16 protein-coding genes are annotated in these 17711 nt (G+C 70.5%); 7 read left to right on the top strand and 9 right to left on the bottom strand.

All coding sequences use genetic code 11. From position 1 onward, the window contains the following. Window positions 1-893 precede the first annotated feature (893 nt). Window positions 894-1226: a hypothetical protein gene (locus ACH45E_RS19085; RefSeq protein ID WP_361442720.1), complete on the bottom strand. Its 333-nt coding sequence runs from the start codon at window positions 1224-1226 to the stop codon at window positions 894-896. A 124-nt stretch (window positions 1227-1350) separates the two neighbouring features. Here ACH45E_RS19085 and ACH45E_RS19080 point away from each other — a divergent pair, with 124 nt between their 5' ends. Genes ACH45E_RS19080 through ACH45E_RS19065 form a run of 4 tightly spaced genes read left to right on the top strand, consistent with a single transcriptional unit; the run spans window position 1351 to window position 3291 of the window. Then, entirely contained in the window at window positions 1351-1584 is a 234-nt protein-coding gene (locus tag ACH45E_RS19080) for a helix-turn-helix transcriptional regulator (protein ID WP_361442717.1), read from the top strand. Between the two features lie 10 nt (window positions 1585-1594). Beyond that, complete coding sequence (locus ACH45E_RS19075) at window positions 1595-2089, top strand: DUF5753 domain-containing protein (protein WP_361442714.1); 495 nt, start codon at window positions 1595-1597, stop codon at window positions 2087-2089. Next, entirely contained in the window at window positions 2086-2268 is a 183-nt protein-coding gene (locus tag ACH45E_RS19070) for a DUF397 domain-containing protein (protein WP_361442711.1), read from the top strand. Before ACH45E_RS19075 ends, ACH45E_RS19070 begins: the two co-directional genes overlap by 4 nt. Before the next feature lie 30 nt (window positions 2269-2298). Continuing rightward, the gene (locus ACH45E_RS19065; protein ID WP_361442708.1) at window positions 2299-3291 is read left to right on the top strand and encodes an aldo/keto reductase; all 993 of its coding nucleotides are present in this window, start codon (window positions 2299-2301) and stop codon (window positions 3289-3291) included. 192 nt (window positions 3292-3483) lie between these two features. On the opposite strand, the gene thpR is transcribed toward ACH45E_RS19065, so the two are convergent. From thpR to ACH45E_RS19050, 3 genes are all read right to left on the bottom strand, one after another. Then, entirely contained in the window at window positions 3484-4059 is a 576-nt protein-coding gene (gene thpR, locus ACH45E_RS19060; protein WP_361442705.1) for an RNA 2',3'-cyclic phosphodiesterase, read from the bottom strand. A 79-nt stretch (window positions 4060-4138) separates the two neighbouring features. Beyond that, window positions 4139-5488 carry an MFS transporter gene (locus ACH45E_RS19055; RefSeq protein WP_361442702.1) on the bottom strand — a complete coding sequence of 450 codons (1350 nt, stop codon included), beginning with the start codon at window positions 5486-5488 and terminating at the stop codon, window positions 4139-4141. A 53-nt stretch (window positions 5489-5541) separates the two neighbouring features. Further along, entirely contained in the window at window positions 5542-5979 is a 438-nt protein-coding gene (locus ACH45E_RS19050; RefSeq protein ID WP_361442699.1) for a MarR family transcriptional regulator, read from the bottom strand. 155 nt (window positions 5980-6134) lie between these two features. Here ACH45E_RS19050 and ACH45E_RS19045 point away from each other — a divergent pair, with 155 nt between their 5' ends. Beyond that, entirely contained in the window at window positions 6135-6317 is a 183-nt protein-coding gene (locus ACH45E_RS19045; RefSeq protein WP_361442696.1) for a CopG family antitoxin, read from the top strand. Here the strand turns inward: ACH45E_RS19045 and ACH45E_RS19040 are convergent. Next, the gene (locus ACH45E_RS19040) at window positions 6310-7761 is read right to left on the bottom strand and encodes an NCS2 family permease (RefSeq protein WP_361442693.1); all 1452 of its coding nucleotides are present in this window, start codon (window positions 7759-7761) and stop codon (window positions 6310-6312) included. The genes ACH45E_RS19045 and ACH45E_RS19040 overlap by 8 nt on opposite strands. 152 nt (window positions 7762-7913) lie before the next feature. Here ACH45E_RS19040 and ACH45E_RS19035 point away from each other — a divergent pair, with 152 nt between their 5' ends. Next, window positions 7914-8180 carry a DUF2530 domain-containing protein gene (locus ACH45E_RS19035; protein WP_361442690.1) on the top strand — a complete coding sequence of 89 codons (267 nt, stop codon included), beginning with the start codon at window positions 7914-7916 and terminating at the stop codon, window positions 8178-8180. 507 nt (window positions 8181-8687) lie between these two features. Next, entirely contained in the window at window positions 8688-11069 is a 2382-nt protein-coding gene (locus tag ACH45E_RS19030; RefSeq protein ID WP_361442687.1) for an HAD-IC family P-type ATPase, read from the top strand. Between the two features lie 34 nt (window positions 11070-11103). Here the strand turns inward: ACH45E_RS19030 and ACH45E_RS19025 are convergent, their stop codons facing one another. The 4 genes from ACH45E_RS19025 to ACH45E_RS19010 all read right to left on the bottom strand — a co-directional run bounded on the left by ACH45E_RS19025 (window position 11104) and on the right by ACH45E_RS19010 (window position 17448). Further along, window positions 11104-11934: a hypothetical protein gene (locus ACH45E_RS19025; protein ID WP_361442684.1), complete on the bottom strand. Its 831-nt coding sequence runs from the start codon at window positions 11932-11934 to the stop codon at window positions 11104-11106. A gap of 211 nt (window positions 11935-12145) precedes the next feature. Continuing rightward, on the bottom strand, window positions 12146-13015 hold the full coding sequence (locus ACH45E_RS19020; protein ID WP_361442681.1) for a hypothetical protein: 870 nt from the start codon (window positions 13013-13015) through the stop codon (window positions 12146-12148). Window positions 13016-13245: 230 nt separating this feature from the next. Beyond that, the gene (locus tag ACH45E_RS19015; RefSeq protein ID WP_361442678.1) at window positions 13246-14097 is read right to left on the bottom strand and encodes a calcium-binding protein; all 852 of its coding nucleotides are present in this window, start codon (window positions 14095-14097) and stop codon (window positions 13246-13248) included. 165 nt (window positions 14098-14262) lie between these two features. Beyond that, window positions 14263-17448, bottom strand: a complete 3186-nt coding sequence (locus tag ACH45E_RS19010) for a sacsin N-terminal ATP-binding-like domain-containing protein (RefSeq protein ID WP_361442675.1) — start codon at window positions 17446-17448, stop codon at window positions 14263-14265. Window positions 17449-17711 lie beyond the last annotated feature (263 nt).

Raw genomic sequence — 17711 nt, 5'->3', positions numbered from 1 at the left:
CGGTGAGTGGGGTGGGGCGGGGCCTGGGTGGGCTTGGCGGCTTACGGTCAGTGGGTGGGGCGGGGCCGGGGCGGGCTTGGCGGCGATCGGCGACTGGCGACTGGCGACTGGCGACTGGCGAAACGGCACAAATGGGGCGCGGAGATGGGGTGGCGACTACGAGTGGAAGGAATGTCTCGCCCCTCAAGCCCGCTGGCCTGCGACTACTCCCTCCGCCCCCGATACATTCCTTCCACTCACCGAACAGGCGTGGCTGATGAGGCCTTTGTGACTCGCGGGGGCGGCGCTAGGCGCCAAGGTCCTCGGCGGCCAAGGCCCGCGGCGGCCCACCCCACACAGCGCCCCAGGCCCCGCCGCGCAATCCCCGCCGAACCCACCCGGCGTACCCGCGCCCACCCAACCCGCGCCCACCCACCGACCGCCAGCCCCACCCACCGACCGCAGGCCCACCCATCGACCACCGACCACCGACCGCCGGCCGTCAAGCCCGCCCAGCGTGCCCCGGCCCACCCAGCGCGCACACCCCCACCACCCACCCATCCACCGCAAGCCGCCAAGCCCACCCGGCATGCCCCCTTCCGCCCCGCGCGCACCCCAACTCCCCACTCACCGCAAGCCGCCAAGCCGTCCCGGCGTGCAGGCGAGGCGCGACCGCGCCCCCACACCCCGCCCCGCAGCCCGGTCGGCGGAAGGGAACACTGGCCTCGGCCCCCGCTTTCCTCGGGCTGCCCGCTCGCTTCTCCCACGGGATTCCGTGGGCCGGGTCAAGGGTGGCCCGTAGGGCCATCGGCGTAGCCGACGCGGGAGTGGAGCGAAGCGGAACGGGAGCGCCCTTGACGCGGGTCGCGGAATCCCGACAATGCGAAAGAAGCGGGCGGCCCCACGGCAACCATTCAACCGACGCCACGCTCACCCCCAACCGGCGGCAAGCTCACCCACCCCACCGCCCTCCACAACAGCCCCGCCTCGACGTACGGCACCCCGGCCGAGGGCGTCGACCGCCAGCCCAACGGCCACGTATCGCCACTGAGCGCGGGTACACCGACGTACGCCAGGCCCCGGTCGGCCCGGGTCAGCGCCCGTACCCCCGGTGGCCAGCGGAATGCTGACGCGGTGCCCGGGGAGAGCAAGAAGTACGTGTTCCGCTCGCCCTTGGCCTCCTGGACGATCGGTCCCGCGTCGAAGTCCGTCGCCGACATCAGTTCCGCGGCGACACGTTCACCCACGGCGCCTCCGATCCGTACGGCGTCGAAGTGGATGCCCGCGTGGCGCAGGGCGTGGCCTGAGTCGGGGATCCCAAGTCGGGAGTCCTTCGGCGCGTTGCTGCGGTTCCATCGGGAGCGGGCCGGGATGACCCAGGAGGCCCTCGGCAGACACGTCGGTTACTCCAAGTCCCAGGTCGCGATGGTGGAGCGCGGTGAGCGGTCGCCCAAGGGGCAGCTCGTCGAGATCGCCGACCAAGCGCTCGGTGCACACGGTGCACTGCTGGTGGTCGCGGAGAAGGAGTTCGGCCGGGGCGGGCTGCGGCCGTGGACCGAGGATTACCTGGCCGAGGAGGAGAAGGCGGCCTCCCTGCACGTGTAACCAGACCCATTTGGTCCCCGGCTCGCTTCAGACCGAGGCCTACGCCCGGGCCATCTACAACTGCCACGTCCCCGCGCTGGATGACGAGGAGATCGACAGCCGGGTGGCTGCGCGCCTCAAGCGCCAGCAGTTCTTCGACCGCAAACCCCGGCCGCTCGTGAGCTACGTTCTCGAAGAGGGCATTCTGACCCGCCCACTGGGCGGACCCGAGGCGCTGCGGGAGCAGTTGCTGCACATCCTGGACATCGGCCGGCTCCGTCACGTCGAGATCCAGGTCATGCCACACAACCGGCAAGCCCATGCTGGGCTGAACGGCCCGATGATCCTTCTGGAGACGGCCGAGCACCGCCAACTCGCCTATGTGGAAGGCCCCAGCGGGGGCTACTTCGTCAGCGAACAGCCTGATCTGGGAGAACTGTTCGCCAGGTATGGCATTCTGCGAGCGCAGGCTCTCAACCCCGATGAGTCCTCGAAACGGATCAATGAGGTGGCACAGGGACTATGAGCACGGATCTCCACTGGTTCAAGAGCAGCCACAGCGGCGACCAGGGCGAGTGCGTAGAGATAGCCGTGGCTCCCGCCGGCATCCACATCCGTGACTCCAAGACCCCTGCAACCGCCGCCGCCCCCACCATCCGCCTGACCCCCACCACCTGGCGCACCTTCCTCCGATCACTTGCATAGAGCGCACTCCAAGCCGTTGGCTTGTGCCCCATGGAGTACACGCAGCTCGGACGTACCGGACTCAAGGTCAGCCGACTCGTCCTCGGCACCATGAACTTCGGCCCGCAGACGGAGGAAGCCGACAGCCACGCGATCATGGACGCGGCGCTGGACGCGGGCATCAACTTCTTCGACACCGCCAATGTGTACGGGTGGGGCGAGAACAAGGGCCGTACGGAATCGATCATCGGGAATTGGTTCGCCAAGGGCGGCGACCGGCGTGACAAGGTCGTGCTCGCCACCAAGGTCTACGGCAACATGGCCGCCGACGGCGAGGCCTGGCCCAACCATGACAAGCTCTCCGCGCTGAACATCCGGCGGGCGGTGGACGCCAGCCTGAAGCGGCTGCAGACCGACTACATCGACGTGTACCAGTTCCATCACGTCGACCGCCGCACCCCCTTCGAGGAGATCTGGCAGGCGATCGACGTCCTGGTCCAGCAGGGCAAGATCCTGTACGTCGGGTCCTCCAACTTCCCCGGCTACAAGATCGCCCAGGCGAACGAGATCGCCGCCCGCCGCGGTGGCACCATCGGCCTCGTCAGCGAGCAGTGCCTGTACAACCTCGCCGAGCGCCGGGCCGAGATGGAGGTGATCCCGGCCGCGCAGGAGTATGGGCTCGGGGTGATTCCCTGGTCGCCGCTGCACGGCGGGCTGCTGGGCGGGGTCATCAAGAAGGAGGTCGAGGGCGGGCGCAGGGCGAGCGGACGGGCCGCCGATTCCCTCGCCAACACCGCCATCCGGGATCAGATCCAGGCCTACGAGGATCTCCTCGACAAGCACGGCCTCCAGCCGGGCGAGGTCGCGCTCGCGTGGCTGCTGACCCGGCCGGGTGTGACGGGTCCGATCGTGGGTCCGCGCACTGCTGAGCAGCTGGCGTCCGCCGTGCGGGCCGTGGAGCTGGAGCTGTCGGCGGAGGTGCTGACCGGGCTGGACGAGATCTTCCCGGGTCCGGGGCCGTCACCAGAGGCCTTCGCCTGGTAGCAGGCCCGGCGGGCAGCAACGTGGCGGTGGCGGGCGGTGGCGGGCGGTGGCGGTCTACCTTCCGACCGCCGCTGCCACCGCCACCAACACGAACATCAGCACGAGCGCACCGGCCATGATCCGGTTCCGGGTTTTCGGGTCCACGTGTCCGAGCCTAACCGGCCCCTCCGGTGACCCCTCAGCCGGTGACCCTCAGCCGGTGCCCCCGCCGAGTGCCCAGCGATCGACCGCCTCGTACCGGGGCTGCTCCCCCGGCACTCCGGACTTCGGCAGGTTGCTGCGGACCAGCACGAGCTCGCCGACCGTCCAGGTGCTGCTGGCGAAGGCGGCGAGGGAGTCCACGTAGGGGCGTACGTCCACGGCGTCCCGGCTTCTGGCGACCGTCAGGTGGGCCTTGTACCGGCGGTGCTCCCCCATCGGCACGCCCGCCTTGCGTGCCGCCGCCTCCGCGCGTTCGGCCAGGAGTCGCAGGGTCGGCAGGTCACCCTCGGCGCCGGTCCACAGGGCCCGGCCGTGGCCGAACTGGCCGCCGCCGTGCAGTGCCAGCGGGAAGGACGGGGTGCGGTCGGCCGCGCGCTTCAGGCGGGCCGAGAGGTCGGGTACGAGTTCGTCGCCGACCTCTCCGTAGAAGGCGAGGGTGAAGTGCCAGCCGGGGCGGCCGGTCCAGCGGAGGGCGTCCGCCCCGGGGAGGTTCTTCAGTTCGGCTACTTCGGCGGCGAGTTGCTCGGTCACGTCCTGTGGGGGCAGCACAGCGGCGAAGAGTCTCATAGGGACCAGGGTGTCAGGTGTCACCGGAGGGACGGCCCTCCGGAACATCCACCCGATCCCCGATCCCCGATCCCCGATCTCAGGCCGCCGCCGCCAGCTGCTCCCGCTCGCGCGGTACGAACCGGACCCGCGGGTGGCCGTGGTACCAGCCCACCGACAGGCGCAGGCCGCCGATGCGGGCGAGGACCAGGCCGATGGTGACGGCCGCGGCGGCCGAGATGGCACCGCCGAGGATGAAGCCGACGCGGGGGCCGTAGGTGTCGGTGATCCAGCCGACGACCGGGGCGCCCAGCGGCGTACCGCCCATGAAGACCATCATGAACAGGGCCATCACCCGGCCGCGCATGGCCGGGTCGGTGGCCATCTGGACGGCGGTGTTCGCGGTGACGTTGACCGTCAGGCCGGCGATCCCTATCGGGGTCATGAGCAGCGCGAACAGCCAGTACGAGGGGGCCAGCGCGGCCACGATCTCCAGTGCGCCGAAGGCCGCGGCAGCGGCGATCAGCACGCGCAGCCGGGCCGTGCCGCGCCGGGCGGCGAGCAGGGCGCCGACCAGTGAGCCGACCGCCATGAGGGTGTTGAAGAGGCTGTAGGCGCCGGCGCCCGCGTGGAAGACGTCGTCGGCGTAGGCGGAGAGCCACACCGGGAAGTTGAAACCGAAGGTGCCGATGAAGCCGACCAGGACGATCGGCCAGATGAGGTCCGGGCGGCCGGCGACGTACCGCAGGCCTTCGCGGAGCTGGCCCTTGCCCCTCGGCGCCCGCTCGACGACGTGCAGCTCGCGGACGCGCATCAGCAGCAGGCCGGCGATGGGCGCGACGAAGGAGAGGCCGTTGAAGAGGAAGGCCCAGCCGGTGCCGACGCCGGTGATCATGACGCCCGCGACGGCGGGGCCGACCAGACGGGCGGACTGGAAGTTGGCCGAGTTCAGGCTGACCGCGTTCTGCAGCTGCTCGGGGCCGACCATCTCGGAGACGAAGGACTGGCGGGCCGGGTTGTCGACGACCGTGGCGAGGCCGACGGCGAAGGCGGCGAGGTAGACGTGCCAGACCTGGACGTGGCCGGTGAGAGTGAGCGCGGCGAGCGCGAGGCCGGTGACGGCCATCGACGCCTGGGTGACCAGCAGCGTGGGGCGCTTGGGCAGGCGGTCGACGAGGACACCGCCGTACAGGCCGAAGAGCAGCATCGGCAGGAACTGCAGGGCCGTCGTGATACCGACGGCCGCGGAGGAGCCGGTGAGGCTGAGGACGAGCCAGTCCTGGGCGATGCGCTGCATCCAGGTGCCGGTGTTGGAGACGACCTGGCCGAGGAAGAAGAGGCGGTAGTTCCGGATCTTCAGCGAGCTGAACATCGTGGACTTGCGCGGGGCGGGCGGGGAGTCGTGGGTGGCCGGTGCGGGGGCGGAAGCTGCTCCGGATCCCGTACTCAAAGGGTTCGCCTCCTTGCGATGGGCGCTCGGTGGTTCAGAGGGGCACTCGGTGGTCAGAGGTGTGCGAGTTTTTCCAGTACGGGGGCGGCGGCGCGCAGTTTGGCCCACTCGTCCTCGTCGAGGCCGTCGACCAGGCCGGCCAGGAACGCGTTGCGCTTGCGGCGGCTCTCCTCGAGCATCGCCTCGGCCTGCTCGGTCTGGGTGACGACCTTCTGTCGCCGGTCCTCGGGGTGCGGTTCCAGGCGGACCAGTCCCTTGGCCTCGAGCAGGGCCACGATGCGGGTCATCGAGGGCGGCTGCACGTGCTCCTTGCGGGCGAGTTCGCCCGGGGTGGCGCTGCCGCAGCGGAACAGGGTGCCCAGTACCGACATCTCGGTGGGGCTCAGTGACTCGTCGACGCGCTGGTGCTTGAGGCGACGGGAGAGTCGCATCACGGCGGAGCGCAGTGAGTTCACGGCGGCAGCGTCGTCGCCATGGGTAAGGTCCGGCATGTTCTTTAGAGTAACTCATTACTCTCCCTAAAGACCACCGCGGACACGGCCGTACACCCGTGACCCTGGCCACTGGGCCCAAGAATCACTCATTCGGGTGATCCCGCCGCGGAACGTGACGCAACGCGCCGAAGGGTGCCGCGACCCTCGTAGGCATGGGGACCAGCGTGCTCAGCCTGCGCATAGACCACGAACTGCTCGAACGGCTTCGCCAACAGGCCGCCAAAAGGGGAATGAGCGTCCAGGACTACGTGGTCCAGACGCTCATTCGGAACGACTTCGACGAGCGGTTCCAGACCGCCGTCGAGGAGACGGAGAAGTTCTACGGGGTCACGTGAGGCCGAGGGCCGGCATCAGGTAGTAGAACGCGAACACCGCGGAGACGACGTACATCGGTACGGGGATCTCCCGGCCGCGGCCGGCCGCCAGGCGCAGCACCACGAAGGTGATGAAGCCCATGCCGATGCCGTTGGTGATCGAGTAGGTGAACGGCATCATCACCATCGTCACGAAGGCCGGCATGGCGAGGGTGTAGTCGGCCCAGTCGATCTCCTTGACCGAGCCGGCCAGGATCAGGAAGCCGACCGCGATCAGCGCCGGGGTGGCCGCCTGGGACGGGACCATCGTGGCGACCGGGGTCAGGAACAGGGCGATGGCGAACAGCGCGCCGGTGACGATGTTGGCGAAGCCGGTGCGGGCGCCCTCGCCGACGCCGGCGGTGGACTCCACGAAGCAGGTCGTGGCCGAGGAGGAGCTGGCGCCGCCGGCGGCGACGGCGATGCCGTCCACGAACAGCACCTTGTTGATGCCGGGCATCTGGCCCTGGGCGTCCGTGAGCTTGGCCTCGTCACTGACGCCCATGATCGTGCCCATGGCGTCGAAGAAGCAGGACAGCAGCACGGTGAAGACGAACAGGATGCCGGTCAGCGCGCCGACCTTGCCGAAGCCGCCGAAGAGGCTGACCTGGCCGATGAGCCCGAAGTCGGGGGTGCCGACCGGGTTGCCCGGCCACTTCGGGGTGGTGAGGCCCCAGCTGGGCACGTGCGTGACCGCGTTGATGATCAGGCCCAGCACGGTCATCGACACGATCGAGATGAGGATCGCCCCGGAGACCTTGCGCACGATCAGCGCGAGGGTGAGCAGGGTGCCCAGGATGAAGACCAGCACCGGCCAGCCGTTGAGGTGGCCGGTGGCGCCGAGCTGGAGCGGGACGGTGGTCTGGGCCACGTCCGGGATACGGGTGACGAAGCCGGAGTCGACGAGGCCGATCAGCATGATGAACAGGCCGATGCCGATGGAGATCGCCTTGCGCAGGCTGTAGGGCACCGCGTTCATGACGCGCTCGCGGAGGCCGGTGGCGACGAGCAGCATCACGACGAGGCCGGCGAGGACGACCATGCCCATCGCGTCCGGCCAGGACATCCGGGGGGCGAGCTGGAGGGCGACGACGGAGTTGACGCCGAGACCGGCCGCGAGGGCGATCGGGACGTTGCCGATGACGCCCATGAGGAGGGTCGTGAAGGCGGCGGTGACGGCGGTGGCCGTGACCAGCTGGCCGTGGTCGAGCTGATGCCCGTACATGTCCTTCGCGCTGCCGAGGATGATCGGGTTCAGCACGATGATGTACGCCATCGCGAAGAAGGTGGCGAAACCGCCGCGGATCTCGCGCGACAGCGTGCTGCCCCGCTCCGAGATCCTGAAGAAACGGTCGATCGCGCCGTACACGGGCGCGTTGCCCGGCTGTTCCGGGGCGGGGACCTTGGCTGGGGCCGAGGTGGACATGCGTGACCTTTCGTCACCAGCGGGCGTCCCCCTAGCCCGTTTGGTGGTTCCTACGAACATAAGCTGCCAAACACAAACTGTTTCAGTATGAACGTATGACTCCCTGAGCGCCATCTCCGCGCGTAGACCTGATCGCCTCGTAAGCTGTGCGCATGGAGAAGTGGACCCCCAAGCACGAGGCCCCCGAGCCGCTGGAAGGACCCGTTGTCGCCACGATCACCGGCGGCACGATCGTCTGGTTCGTCCTCTTCCTCGCCCAGCTCCCCTTCTACGGCTGGTACGCCGACCACGGCCACACCTGGTGGATCTGGACCTGCCTGGCCGGTGGCGGCCTCGGTCTCATCGGCGTGTGGTACGTCCGCCGACGCGACGCGGCGATCAAGCGGGCGGCGACTGTCCAGCCGGGCTCGGTCGAATAGTCGCGCCAGCTGCTGCCGACCCCTGCTGGGGGCTGCCGCCCCCCAGACCCCCGCTTCGGCCTTGAAGGGGCCTCGTCCTCAAACGCCGGACGGGCTGAGCAATGCGGACCGGGGCGAAGCCCCTGCCGGGGCGCACGGGCGAAGCCCGAAGGGGCGCAGGGGACGCAGCCCCCGCCGGGGCGCACGGGCGAAGCCCGAAGGGGCGCAGGGGACGCAGCCCCCGCCGGGGCGCACGGGCGAAGCCCGAAGGGGCGCAGGGGACGCAGCCCCCGCCGGGGCGCACGGGCGAAGCCCGAAGGGGCGCAGGGGACGCAGTCCCCGCCGGGGCGCAGGGGCGGAGCCCCGTCGGGGTCTGGGGCGGAGCCCCAGGGTGGGGCGACTTCCCAGTTGGCCGTCATGGGTGGGTGGTGGGAAACCCCGGGGTCTGGGGCGAAGCCCCAGGGGCGGCAACCCGCCGTACCCCCATTCGGCAGGTGCCGGCCCAAATCCGCACGTACCGTCGAATGCATGACACACATCGACGCGCCCGGCGCGAGGCTGTACACGCCCACCCGGGCCGGCGGCCTGACCGCGGGCGAGGTGGCGGAGCGCACCGCGCGGGGTGAGGTCAACGACGTCCCCGTCCGCAGCAGCCGCTCCCTCGCCGAGATCGTCCGCGCGAACGTGTTCACCCGGTTCAACGCGATCATCGGCGTGCTCTGGCTGGTCATGCTGTGCGTCGCGCCGATCCAGGACAGCTTCTTCGGATTTGTCATCCTCGCCAACACCGGCATCGGCGTCCTCCAGGAGTGGCGTGCGAAGCAGACCCTGGACTCGCTGGCCGTCATCGGCGAGGCCAGACCGACCGTCCGCCGTGACGGCGTCACGACCGAGGTGAGGACGTCGGAGATCGTGCTCGGCGATCTCATCGAGATCGGGCCCGGCGACAAGATCGTCGTGGACGGCGAGTGCGTCGAGGCCGACGGCCTGGAGATCGACGAGTCGCTGCTCACCGGTGAGGCCGATCCCGTCGTCAAGGCCGCCGGCGACCGCGTCATGTCCGGCAGCTTCGTCGTCGCGGGCGGCGGCGCCTTCCGGGCGACGAAGGTCGGCCGCGAGGCCTACGCCGTACAGCTCGCCGAGGAGGCCTCCCGCTTCACGCTGGTCCACTCCGAACTGCGCTCCGGTATCTCGACCATCCTCAAGTACGTCACCTGGATGATGGTCCCGACCGCGCTCGGCCTCGTCATCAGCCAGCTCGTGGTCAAGCAGCACGGGTTCAAGGACTCGGTCGCCCGGACCGTCGGCGGCATCGTCCCGATGGTCCCGGAGGGACTGGTGCTCCTCACCTCCGTCGCCTTCGCGATAGGCGTCATCCGGCTCGGCCGCAAGCAGTGCCTCGTGCAGGAGCTGCCCGCCATCGAGGGCCTCGCCCGCGTGGACACCGTCTGCCTGGACAAGACGGGCACGCTCACCGAGGGCGGGATGGACGTCACGGAGCTGCGGGCCGTGGACGGACACGACGAGGCGTACGTACGACGGGTCCTCGGCGCCCTCGGCGAGTCGGACCCCCGCCCCAACGCCTCGCTCCGCGCGATCATCGACGCCTACCCGGACAGCGAGGAGTGGCGCTGCGTGGAGTCGCTGCCCTTCTCCTCCGCCCGCAAGTACAGCGGCGCCAGGTTCAGCGAGGGCGACGGCGAGACGAGCACCTGGCTGCTCGGCGCGCCCGATGTCCTGCTGCCGGCCGGTGATCCGGCCCTGGCCGAGACCGAGCGGCTCAACGAGCGGGGTCTGCGTGTCCTGCTGCTGGCCCGCGCGGGCCGGGACGACCTGGACGTCCCCGACGTCGTCGACGGGGCCGCGCCCGCCGCCCTCGTCGTACTGGAGCAGCGACTGCGGGCCGATGCCGCCGACACCCTGCGCTACTTCGCCGACCAGGACGTCCGCGCCAAGGTCATCTCGGGCGACAACGCGGTCTCCGTGGGGGCCGTCGCCGCCAAGCTCGGGCTCGACGGCTCGGCGGTCGACGCGCGCCGGCTGCCCGCCGAGCGGCACGAGATGGCGGACGCGCTGGACGGGGCGACCGTCTTCGGCCGGGTCACTCCGCAGCAGAAGCGGGAGATGGTCGGCGCGCTCCAGTCGAAGGGGCATTCGGTCGCGATGACCGGCGACGGCGTGAACGACGTACTGGCGCTGAAGGACGCCGACATCGGTGTGTCGATGGGGTCGGGCTCGGAGGCCACCCGCGCGGTCGCGCAGATCGTGCTGCTGGACAACAGCTTCGCCACGCTGCCGTCGGTGGTCGCGGAGGGCCGGCGGGTCATCGGGAACATCACCCGGGTGGCGACCCTGTTCCTGGTCAAGACGGTCTACTCGGTGCTGCTGGCCGTTCTGGTGGTGTGCTGGGGAGTGCAGTACCCGTTCCTCCCCCGCCACCTGACGCTGCTGTCGACCCTCACCATCGGCATCCCGGCCTTCTTCCTCGCCCTCGCGCCCAACAGGGAACGGGCCCGCCCGCACTTCGTACGGCGTGTGATGCGGTACGCCGTGCCGGGCGGGCTGGTGGCCGGGGTGGCGACCTTCGTGATGTATCTCGTGGCCCGGCACCACTACACCGGCGACGGCTCCCTGGAGGCGGAGACGAGCGCGGCCACCCTGACCCTGTTCCTGATCTCCATGTGGGTCCTGGCGATCATCGCCCGCCCCTACACCTGGTGGCGGGTGGTCCTGGTGGCCTCGATGGGCGTGGCGTTCGTGGGCGTCCTCGTCGTGCCCGCGCTGCAGACCTTCTTCGCCCTGAGGCTGGTGGGCGTCGCGATGCCGTGGACGGCGGTGGCCGTCGCCGCGGTGGCGGCGGTCGCCCTGGAGTTCCTGTGGAAGTGGGTCGACCGCCGATTTCCGGCCTAGTACCGCGGGCTTGCCTGCTTACCGGCGTACCTGCTTACCGCACGTCGACGTAGTCACCCGTGGCGCTGACCGCCGGGGTGGTCGTGGTGCCCGCGAAGGACAGGCGCCAGTAGCCGTCGTACTGCGCCGTGGCGGTGGCCTTCACGTTGCCGGACGAGTCCGAGGTCACCGTCTTGACGGTGGTGTAGGTGGTCGTGCCCGCCTTGCGGAACTGGAGCTTGACCGGCTGGCTGGTGTAGCCGTGGTACAGCCCGTCCTCCCAGTTGGCGCGGGACAGCTTGCCCGTGGTGGTGAGGGTCTTGCCCTTGGTGACCGGCTCGGGGCCCGCGTCGGCCGTGAGCTTGGAGTAGCGCTGCACGTCGGTGGAGGCGAGGCTGCCCTGGTCCTTGAAGCCGACCTTGCTGAGGTCGGGGGTGTTCGGGTCCTGGCCGTTGAAGGCGGTGGCCTCGGCTGCGACCGTCCAGCTGCCGGCGTCGGCGTTCTTGAGGTCGCCGTCGCCCGGGTAGATGTCGACGGTGCCGGTGCAGGTCTCGGTGGTGGACGAGGTGACCTTGCAGGTGGCGAAGTCGTCGCCCTCCAGCGTCTTGCTCGGGTCGTCCAGGGTGCCGCGGTAGAGGTAGGCGTCGCTGTAGAAGTCGGACGCGGTGACGTCCACGTCGGCGCCGTGGGTCAGGGTGTACGAGTACGTGGTGCTGACCTCGTTGGTGGTACCGACCTTGACCGCCGAGGCGATCTTGAGGTTGGAGAAGCTGACGTCCATCGTGTACGGGGTACCGCTGGACCCCGTGGCGTGCGCGGCCGGCACGGCGAGGGCGGAGAGGGCCAAGGCGCCGGAGACGGCGGCCACGGTGGCACGAATGCGCATTGCGTTCCCCATGTGGGAGAAGTGATCGGGGAGTCTCTTGACTCGACAGCTCTGATCAGTGACGCATGCGGCAGGTTGTACGTCGGCGGCTGGATCCGGCCAGTCTTTGCGTGGTCATTGCAAGCAGATGACCAGAAGCGGAGGGAGGGGAACCGTTTCGGCCCCAGGAGGCCGGCTGCGTCCTGGGCCGAAACGGGTTCTGCCTGATCGCTTACTGCACGTCGACGAAGTCACCCGTGGCGTTGACCGCCGGGGTGGTGGAGGTGCCCGCGAAGCTGTAGCGGAAGTAGCCGTCGACCGACGCGGTGGTCGTGGTCTTCAGGTTGCCGGTGGAGTCCGACTTGATGGTCTTCAGCGTGGTGTAGGTGCTGGAGTCCTTCTTGCGGAACTGGAGCTTGACGGACTGGTTGGTGTAGCCCGCGTACTTGTGCGTCTCCCAGTTGGCGCGGGACAGCTTGCCCGTGACCGTGATGGTCTTGCCCTTCTTCACCGGCTCCGGCGAGGCGTTGACCGTCAGCTTGGAGTAGCGCTGCACCAGGGTGGTGCCGAGGCCGAACTGGGTGGCGGTGTCCTCGGTCGTGTAGTTGAGGGCCAGCGCGCCGCCGTGCCAGGTGCCGGCGTCCGAGTTCAGCAGCTCCTCGTCGTCCGGGCCCGGGTAGATGTCGATGTCGCCCTTGCAGTCGGCGGTGGTCGCCGAGGTCGCGGTGCAGGTCGCCGGGGCGTCACCGAACAGCAGGTTTTCCGGTGCGCTGGAGGAGCCCTTGTAGAGGAAGGGGCCGTTGGCGAAGTCTTCGGAGGTGATGTCGACGTCGGCGCCGTGGGTCAGCGTGTAGGTGACCGAGGTGGCGACGTGGTTGGTGGTGCCGACCTTGACCGCCTTGGCGATCTTGAAGTTCGAGAAGGTGACGTCCAGGTCCGCGGCCGTGGTGGCGGTGAACGCCGTCTTGCCGGAAGCGGCGTGCGCGACGGCGGCGGCGGCTTCCGCGCGGTAGGAGGAAGCGTCGGCCTGCGCGGCCGGCACGGCGAAGGCGGAGAGGGCCAGGGCGCCGGAGACGGCGGCCACAGTGGCACGAATGCGCATGTGCGTTCCCCAAGTGGAGAAAGGTGGGCACGGGGCCCAAGTGATCTTGGAGTCTGTTGACTCGGTGATCAGACCTGCGGCGACTGCCACTGGTTGTACGGGAGGTGTCGAGAAACGACAGTTTCTTGGCTTGTATTGCAAGTCGATGGGCAAATCCGGGAGGAACGACTCGGCCCGGTTGCACTGGCGGTGCACCCGGGCCGGCCCGAGACGGTTCTGCTGCTTACCGCTTATCGCACGTCGACGTAGTCGCCGGTGGCGTTGATCGCCGGGGTGGTCGAGGTGCCCGCGAAGGAGTAGCGGTAGTAGCCGTCGACCGACGCGGTGGTCGTGGTCTTCAGGTTGCCGGTGGAGTCCGACTTGATGGTCTTCAGCGTGGTGTAGGTGCTGGAGTTCTTCTTGCGGAACTGCAGCTTGACGGGCTGGTTGGTGTAGCCCGCGTACTTGTTGGTGTCCCAGTTGGCGCGGGACAGCTTGCCGGTGACCGTGACGGTCTTGCCCTTCTTCACCGGCTCCGGCGAGGCGTTGACCGTCAACTTCGAGGCGCGCTGGACCTTGACGGTCTTGTAGGCCTCACGAATGATCTGGTCACCGTCGTTGCCGATGGCACCGACCCACAGCTTCCAGCTGCCGGCCAGGACGTTGGAGTAGATGTTGTCGGAGGGGTCGGCGACGACCGTGACCTTGCAGGTCGAGGTGGTGGCGCTGGAGGCGGTGCAAGTGCCCTGGTCGGCGTCCGGAACGATCGCCCCATCGACGTGGTCGAAGTCCGAGCCGTGCCACAGCATGGCCATCCCGTCGTAGATGCCCTCCGGGTCGGTGGCCGTCACCGAGATGGTGAAGGTCTTCTTCTGGGTGGTGCCGACCACGATGTCCTTGCCGCCGTTCACGGTGACAGAGGTGATCTTCGTGTCGCCTTCCGTCACGTCGGCCGGGTGGACGGCGGTGAACGGCGTGACCTTCGAAACCGTCGGCATCTTCGAGGCGAGACTCGGGTGAGAGTCCGCCTGCGCGGCCGGAACGGCGAGGGCGGTCAGGGCCAGAGCGCCGGTCACGACGGCGACAGAGGCACGAATGCGCATGTGTAGTCCCCACGTTGGAGGGGGCACGGGGTGTGGTTGATGAAGCCTTCCCCAGGCCCCCGGGCCTTCTGCTGAGTCCGGTGACTCGACAGTTCAGACCCGGGGCACAAGTGAAAGGTTGTATGAATCTGTAGAGAGTTTTCGAAGGGGGGTTTGAGGAGGCCGTCAGTCGAACCAGCGGTCCCGTGCCAGTTCCTCCGTGCGTGACGGGTCCTCCAGCAGGGCCGCGACCTCGAAGCGGCGTGGCCACTGGCCGGCGGCCCAGGCGAGGCCGGCGGCGACTCCCTCGAGGGTGGCGGCGTGCAGGACGCCGTCGTCGGTCAGGCGCCAGTCGATCTCCACGCCGTCGACCACGAGTTCGTCGTGCTCGACGTAGGTGTCCGGGGTGCGCGGGCCCAGCAGTACGCGTACCGACTCGGGTACGTCGTGCTCGGCGCCCTCGGAGTCCACCTCACCGGTGACGGACTCGCTCAGCCGGCGCACCTGGAACAGTTCGGCCAGCTCGGCGGCCCGGGTGGGGCGGACCGGCAGCAGCGGGACTCCGGAGGTGAACGGCAGCAGGTCGGGCGAGTCGACGACGACGGTGCCGCCGGCGTCCACCACCTCCACCCGTCCGTCGACGACGGCCCGCAACTCGTCCGGCAGGGTGACCTGTTCAGGGTCGAGGTCGGCCAGCGCGGTGTACAGGCCGTGCAACTGGGCGGGCGTGACCAGGCGTTCGGGGTCGGCCAGGCGGTCCAGGAGTTCGGCGGCGCCGCCGGGCTCGTCGAGCAGGGCGGCGACGGAGGTGCGTACCCCGAGGGCCTTGAGGACCTGCTCGTCTTCAAAGCCGGTGGCGTCGGCCTCGTCGTACAGGCCGTGCAGGAGCGGGTCGCCGCCGGACGCGAGGAGACCCGCCGGGCGGCGGCCGTCGAGGACCGGGTGCCCGCGCAGCCACCATGCCGTGTACGGGCGTACGACCTCGTGGGTGCCGTCCGGCAGCAGGATCCGCACCGGCTGGGTGAGCGCGTCACGCAGCGGCGGGCGGGCGAGCAGGGCGAGGGCCTGCGGCCAGTGGTCGTCGTCGACGAGGTCGAGGTCGCGAACGGCGACGAGTTCGGTGGCGACCGGGGGTACGGGGGTGTCGGGGAAGCGGTCGAGGATGTCCTCGCACCACACGTCCACGGCGTCCAGCAGGCCGGCGTCGTCCGGTTCGGCGAAGTCGCCCTCCCGGGGCTCCAGTTCGTCCGGGTCGAGGACGACGTCCGTGGCCCGTACGAGGGCGAAGTCGGCCAGCACGCCACAGGCGGCCAGCGGCTGTTCGCCCCACTTCTCGGCCAACTCGGCGTCCACGGCCGCGAGTTCACCCTCCCGGATGACCTGGGCGAAGGGGCTTCCGGGGAGGACGAGTTCACCGGCGGGGGCGAGTTCGCCGTCCTCGTCGGGCAGGGCGAGGGCGCCCAGCCAGGGCTCGTCGCCCGGTTCCAGACCCGCGTCGCGGACCAGGGTGAGGACGGCGTCGGCCAGTTCCTCGGCGTCGAGGCCGTCCTCCTCCCAGGAAATCGTGCCCTCGTCGTCCAGGGAGGCGGCGACGGCGGCCCGTACCTGCGGGGTGGTCAGCACGGCACGCGGGGTCGCGGGCAGCGCGCCGAGCTTCTCCAGGAGCGGGTGGGCGGCGTCCGGGTGGGCGACCTTCAGGCCGAGCCGGGCGAGCACCTCCGGGTCGACGGCCGCCGCGTCCGGGGTGGGCAGCAGGACCTGGCGGGGCCCGATGGTCGTACGCCCTCCCCCAGTGCCGAAAGCCTGGGAGGTGCCCCCAGCGAGTGGCACGGGCAGTCCGGAGAGCCGGTCGGGGTCGACGCCGGCGAGGCTGTCGTACAGCCGCCACCACCAGTCGGGGGACTTCTCCAGACCGGCCAGCCGGTCGACGGCGTCGGCGAGCGGGAGCCGGGCGACGCCCAGCGTGCGCAGCTCGGCGCGGCGTTCCAGGCCGGCGGGGAGCAGCGTGGGCAGGACTTCGGCGAGGACCCGGACGGTGTCGGCGCCGGCGCCCTCGGCGATCTCCGCGTCCCGGGGGCGGAGGACCTCGGGGAGGTCGCCGGCTTCGGGGGCCTCGTCGTCCGCGTGGCGCTTCGGGGTCGCGGCCGGGGGCAGGAAGGCGGTGCGCGGGAGGCGGTCGAGGATCGCCTGGCGCAGGGCGCCGTCGAGTTCGCCCTTGCCGAGCGGGCCGGGTACGAGGTCGATGATGCCCTCGGTCACCGGGCGCCAGTCGGCGAGGAGTTCGACGTACGCCTCCGCCGCGCGCTGCACCAGGAAGTCGGTCAGCGGGCCGGGGGCGGCGTGCCGGCGGGTGGTGTCCAGCGGGAAGGAGGCGATGAGCAGGGCGGGGACGCCGAGTGGTTCGTCGCTCGGGGTGGGGGCGTGCACGACGGGCGTGGTGCGGGGGCGGGCCGGAGTGCCGTCGGGGTCGGGCACGGCCCAGGTGACCGACCAGTGCGGGCGCAGGCGCTCCTCCACCGGGCGGTCGGCGAGCAGGTCCGGGGTGAGGGGGCCGTGCGCGGAGACCGTGCGCCAGCGGGTCGTGCCGTCGCGGGAGTCGTTCACGACCGTGTGGGCGCCCTCGGTGCGGCGGCGCAGGGTGCGGGGGGCGTCGTCGTTGATCTCGACGACCACTTCCTCCAGGCCGGGCAGGGCGAGGAGGAGGGCGTCGTCGACGGCGTGCAGGAGGCGCTCGGCGAGGTCGGTGGCGGCCGTGTCGCGCAGCGGGAGGATGACGGCGGTGTCGTACGGGTCCGGGGCGCTGCCCTCGGCGGCGAACGGCAGGCGCAGCAGCGGTACGTGTCCGTCGCGGCGGCGGATCTCGTCGCCCAGGCCGGGGCTGTGGCGGGCGGTGTCGGCGGCGAGTTCGCGGGCCTCGGCGAGGGACCAGCGGACGCCGCCGTGCCGGCCTACGACGGCGGGCTCGTCGGTGACGGCCAGTACGGCGGCGAAGCCCACGCCGAAGCGGCCCACTGTGGGCTGGGTTCCGTTCGCCTCCGCCTCTCGCTTGGCGGAGGCGCGGAGGGTGGAGAGCGATTCGACGCCGGCCGCGTCCAGGGGGGCGCCGGTGTTGGCGGCGACCAGGACGCCGTCGCGGAGGGTGAGGCGGAGACGGCCGGGCACGTGGGCGCGGGCCGCCGCGTCGGCGGCGTTCTGGGCCAGCTCTACGACGAGGCGGTCGCGGTAGCCGCCGAGGACCAGGTCCTCCTCGGCGTTGGCGTCCTCGCGGAAGCGGGCGGGGCTGGTGGCCCAGGCGTCGAGAACCCCGCGGCGGAGGCGGGCGGTGGCGAAGGGGTCGGCGCCCTCGGTCGCGGGGCGCACGTACTTGCTCACGGTCACTCTCCTCGTCGGCTGACCACGAAGGTACCGCGTCGCTGCCGCTGGGCTTGGCTGGTGGGGCGGGCCCGGGTCGATCCCTGGGGCTCCGCCCCAGACCCCGCCAGGGGCTGCGCCCCTGGACCCCGGGGTTTCCCACCCACCCACCCATGACGGCCAACTGGGAGGTTGCCCCACCCTGGGGCTCCGCCCCAGACCCCGGCGGGGACTGCGTCCCCTGCACCCCTCGCGGGGCTCCGCCCCCGCACCCCGGCGGGGGC

Origin of the sequence: Streptomyces sp. NPDC020299 (genome assembly GCF_044387825.1) — a bacterium.
Lineage (GTDB): Bacteria > Actinomycetota > Actinomycetes > Streptomycetales > Streptomycetaceae > Streptomyces.
Note: the sequence above shows the minus strand (reverse complement) of the source record. Positions and strands in the feature narration are given on the sequence as shown.

What these genes read in the sequence shown, in the direction of transcription:
- ACH45E_RS19080 (WP_361442717.1), top strand. Translation starts at nt 1,351, where the DNA reads ATGACCCAGGAGGCCCTCGGCAGACACGTCGGTTACTCCAAGTCCCAG.
- ACH45E_RS19070 (WP_361442711.1), top strand. Translation starts at nt 2,086, where the DNA reads ATGAGCACGGATCTCCACTGGTTCAAGAGCAGCCACAGCGGCGACCAG.
- ACH45E_RS19065 (WP_361442708.1), top strand. Translation starts at nt 2,299, where the DNA reads ATGGAGTACACGCAGCTCGGACGTACCGGACTCAAGGTCAGCCGACTC.
- thpR (WP_361442705.1), bottom strand. Translation starts at nt 4,059, where the DNA reads ATGAGACTCTTCGCCGCTGTGCTGCCCCCACAGGACGTGACCGAGCAA.
- ACH45E_RS19050 (WP_361442699.1), bottom strand. Translation starts at nt 5,979, where the DNA reads ATGCCGGACCTTACCCATGGCGACGACGCTGCCGCCGTGAACTCACTG.
- ACH45E_RS19045 (WP_361442696.1), top strand. Translation starts at nt 6,135, where the DNA reads ATGGGGACCAGCGTGCTCAGCCTGCGCATAGACCACGAACTGCTCGAA.
- ACH45E_RS19040 (WP_361442693.1), bottom strand. Translation starts at nt 7,761, where the DNA reads ATGTCCACCTCGGCCCCAGCCAAGGTCCCCGCCCCGGAACAGCCGGGC.
- ACH45E_RS19035 (WP_361442690.1), top strand. Translation starts at nt 7,914, where the DNA reads ATGGAGAAGTGGACCCCCAAGCACGAGGCCCCCGAGCCGCTGGAAGGA.
- ACH45E_RS19030 (WP_361442687.1), top strand. Translation starts at nt 8,688, where the DNA reads ATGACACACATCGACGCGCCCGGCGCGAGGCTGTACACGCCCACCCGG.
- ACH45E_RS19025 (WP_361442684.1), bottom strand. Translation starts at nt 11,934, where the DNA reads ATGCGCATTCGTGCCACCGTGGCCGCCGTCTCCGGCGCCTTGGCCCTC.
- ACH45E_RS19020 (WP_361442681.1), bottom strand. Translation starts at nt 13,015, where the DNA reads ATGCGCATTCGTGCCACTGTGGCCGCCGTCTCCGGCGCCCTGGCCCTC.
- ACH45E_RS19015 (WP_361442678.1), bottom strand. Translation starts at nt 14,097, where the DNA reads ATGCGCATTCGTGCCTCTGTCGCCGTCGTGACCGGCGCTCTGGCCCTG.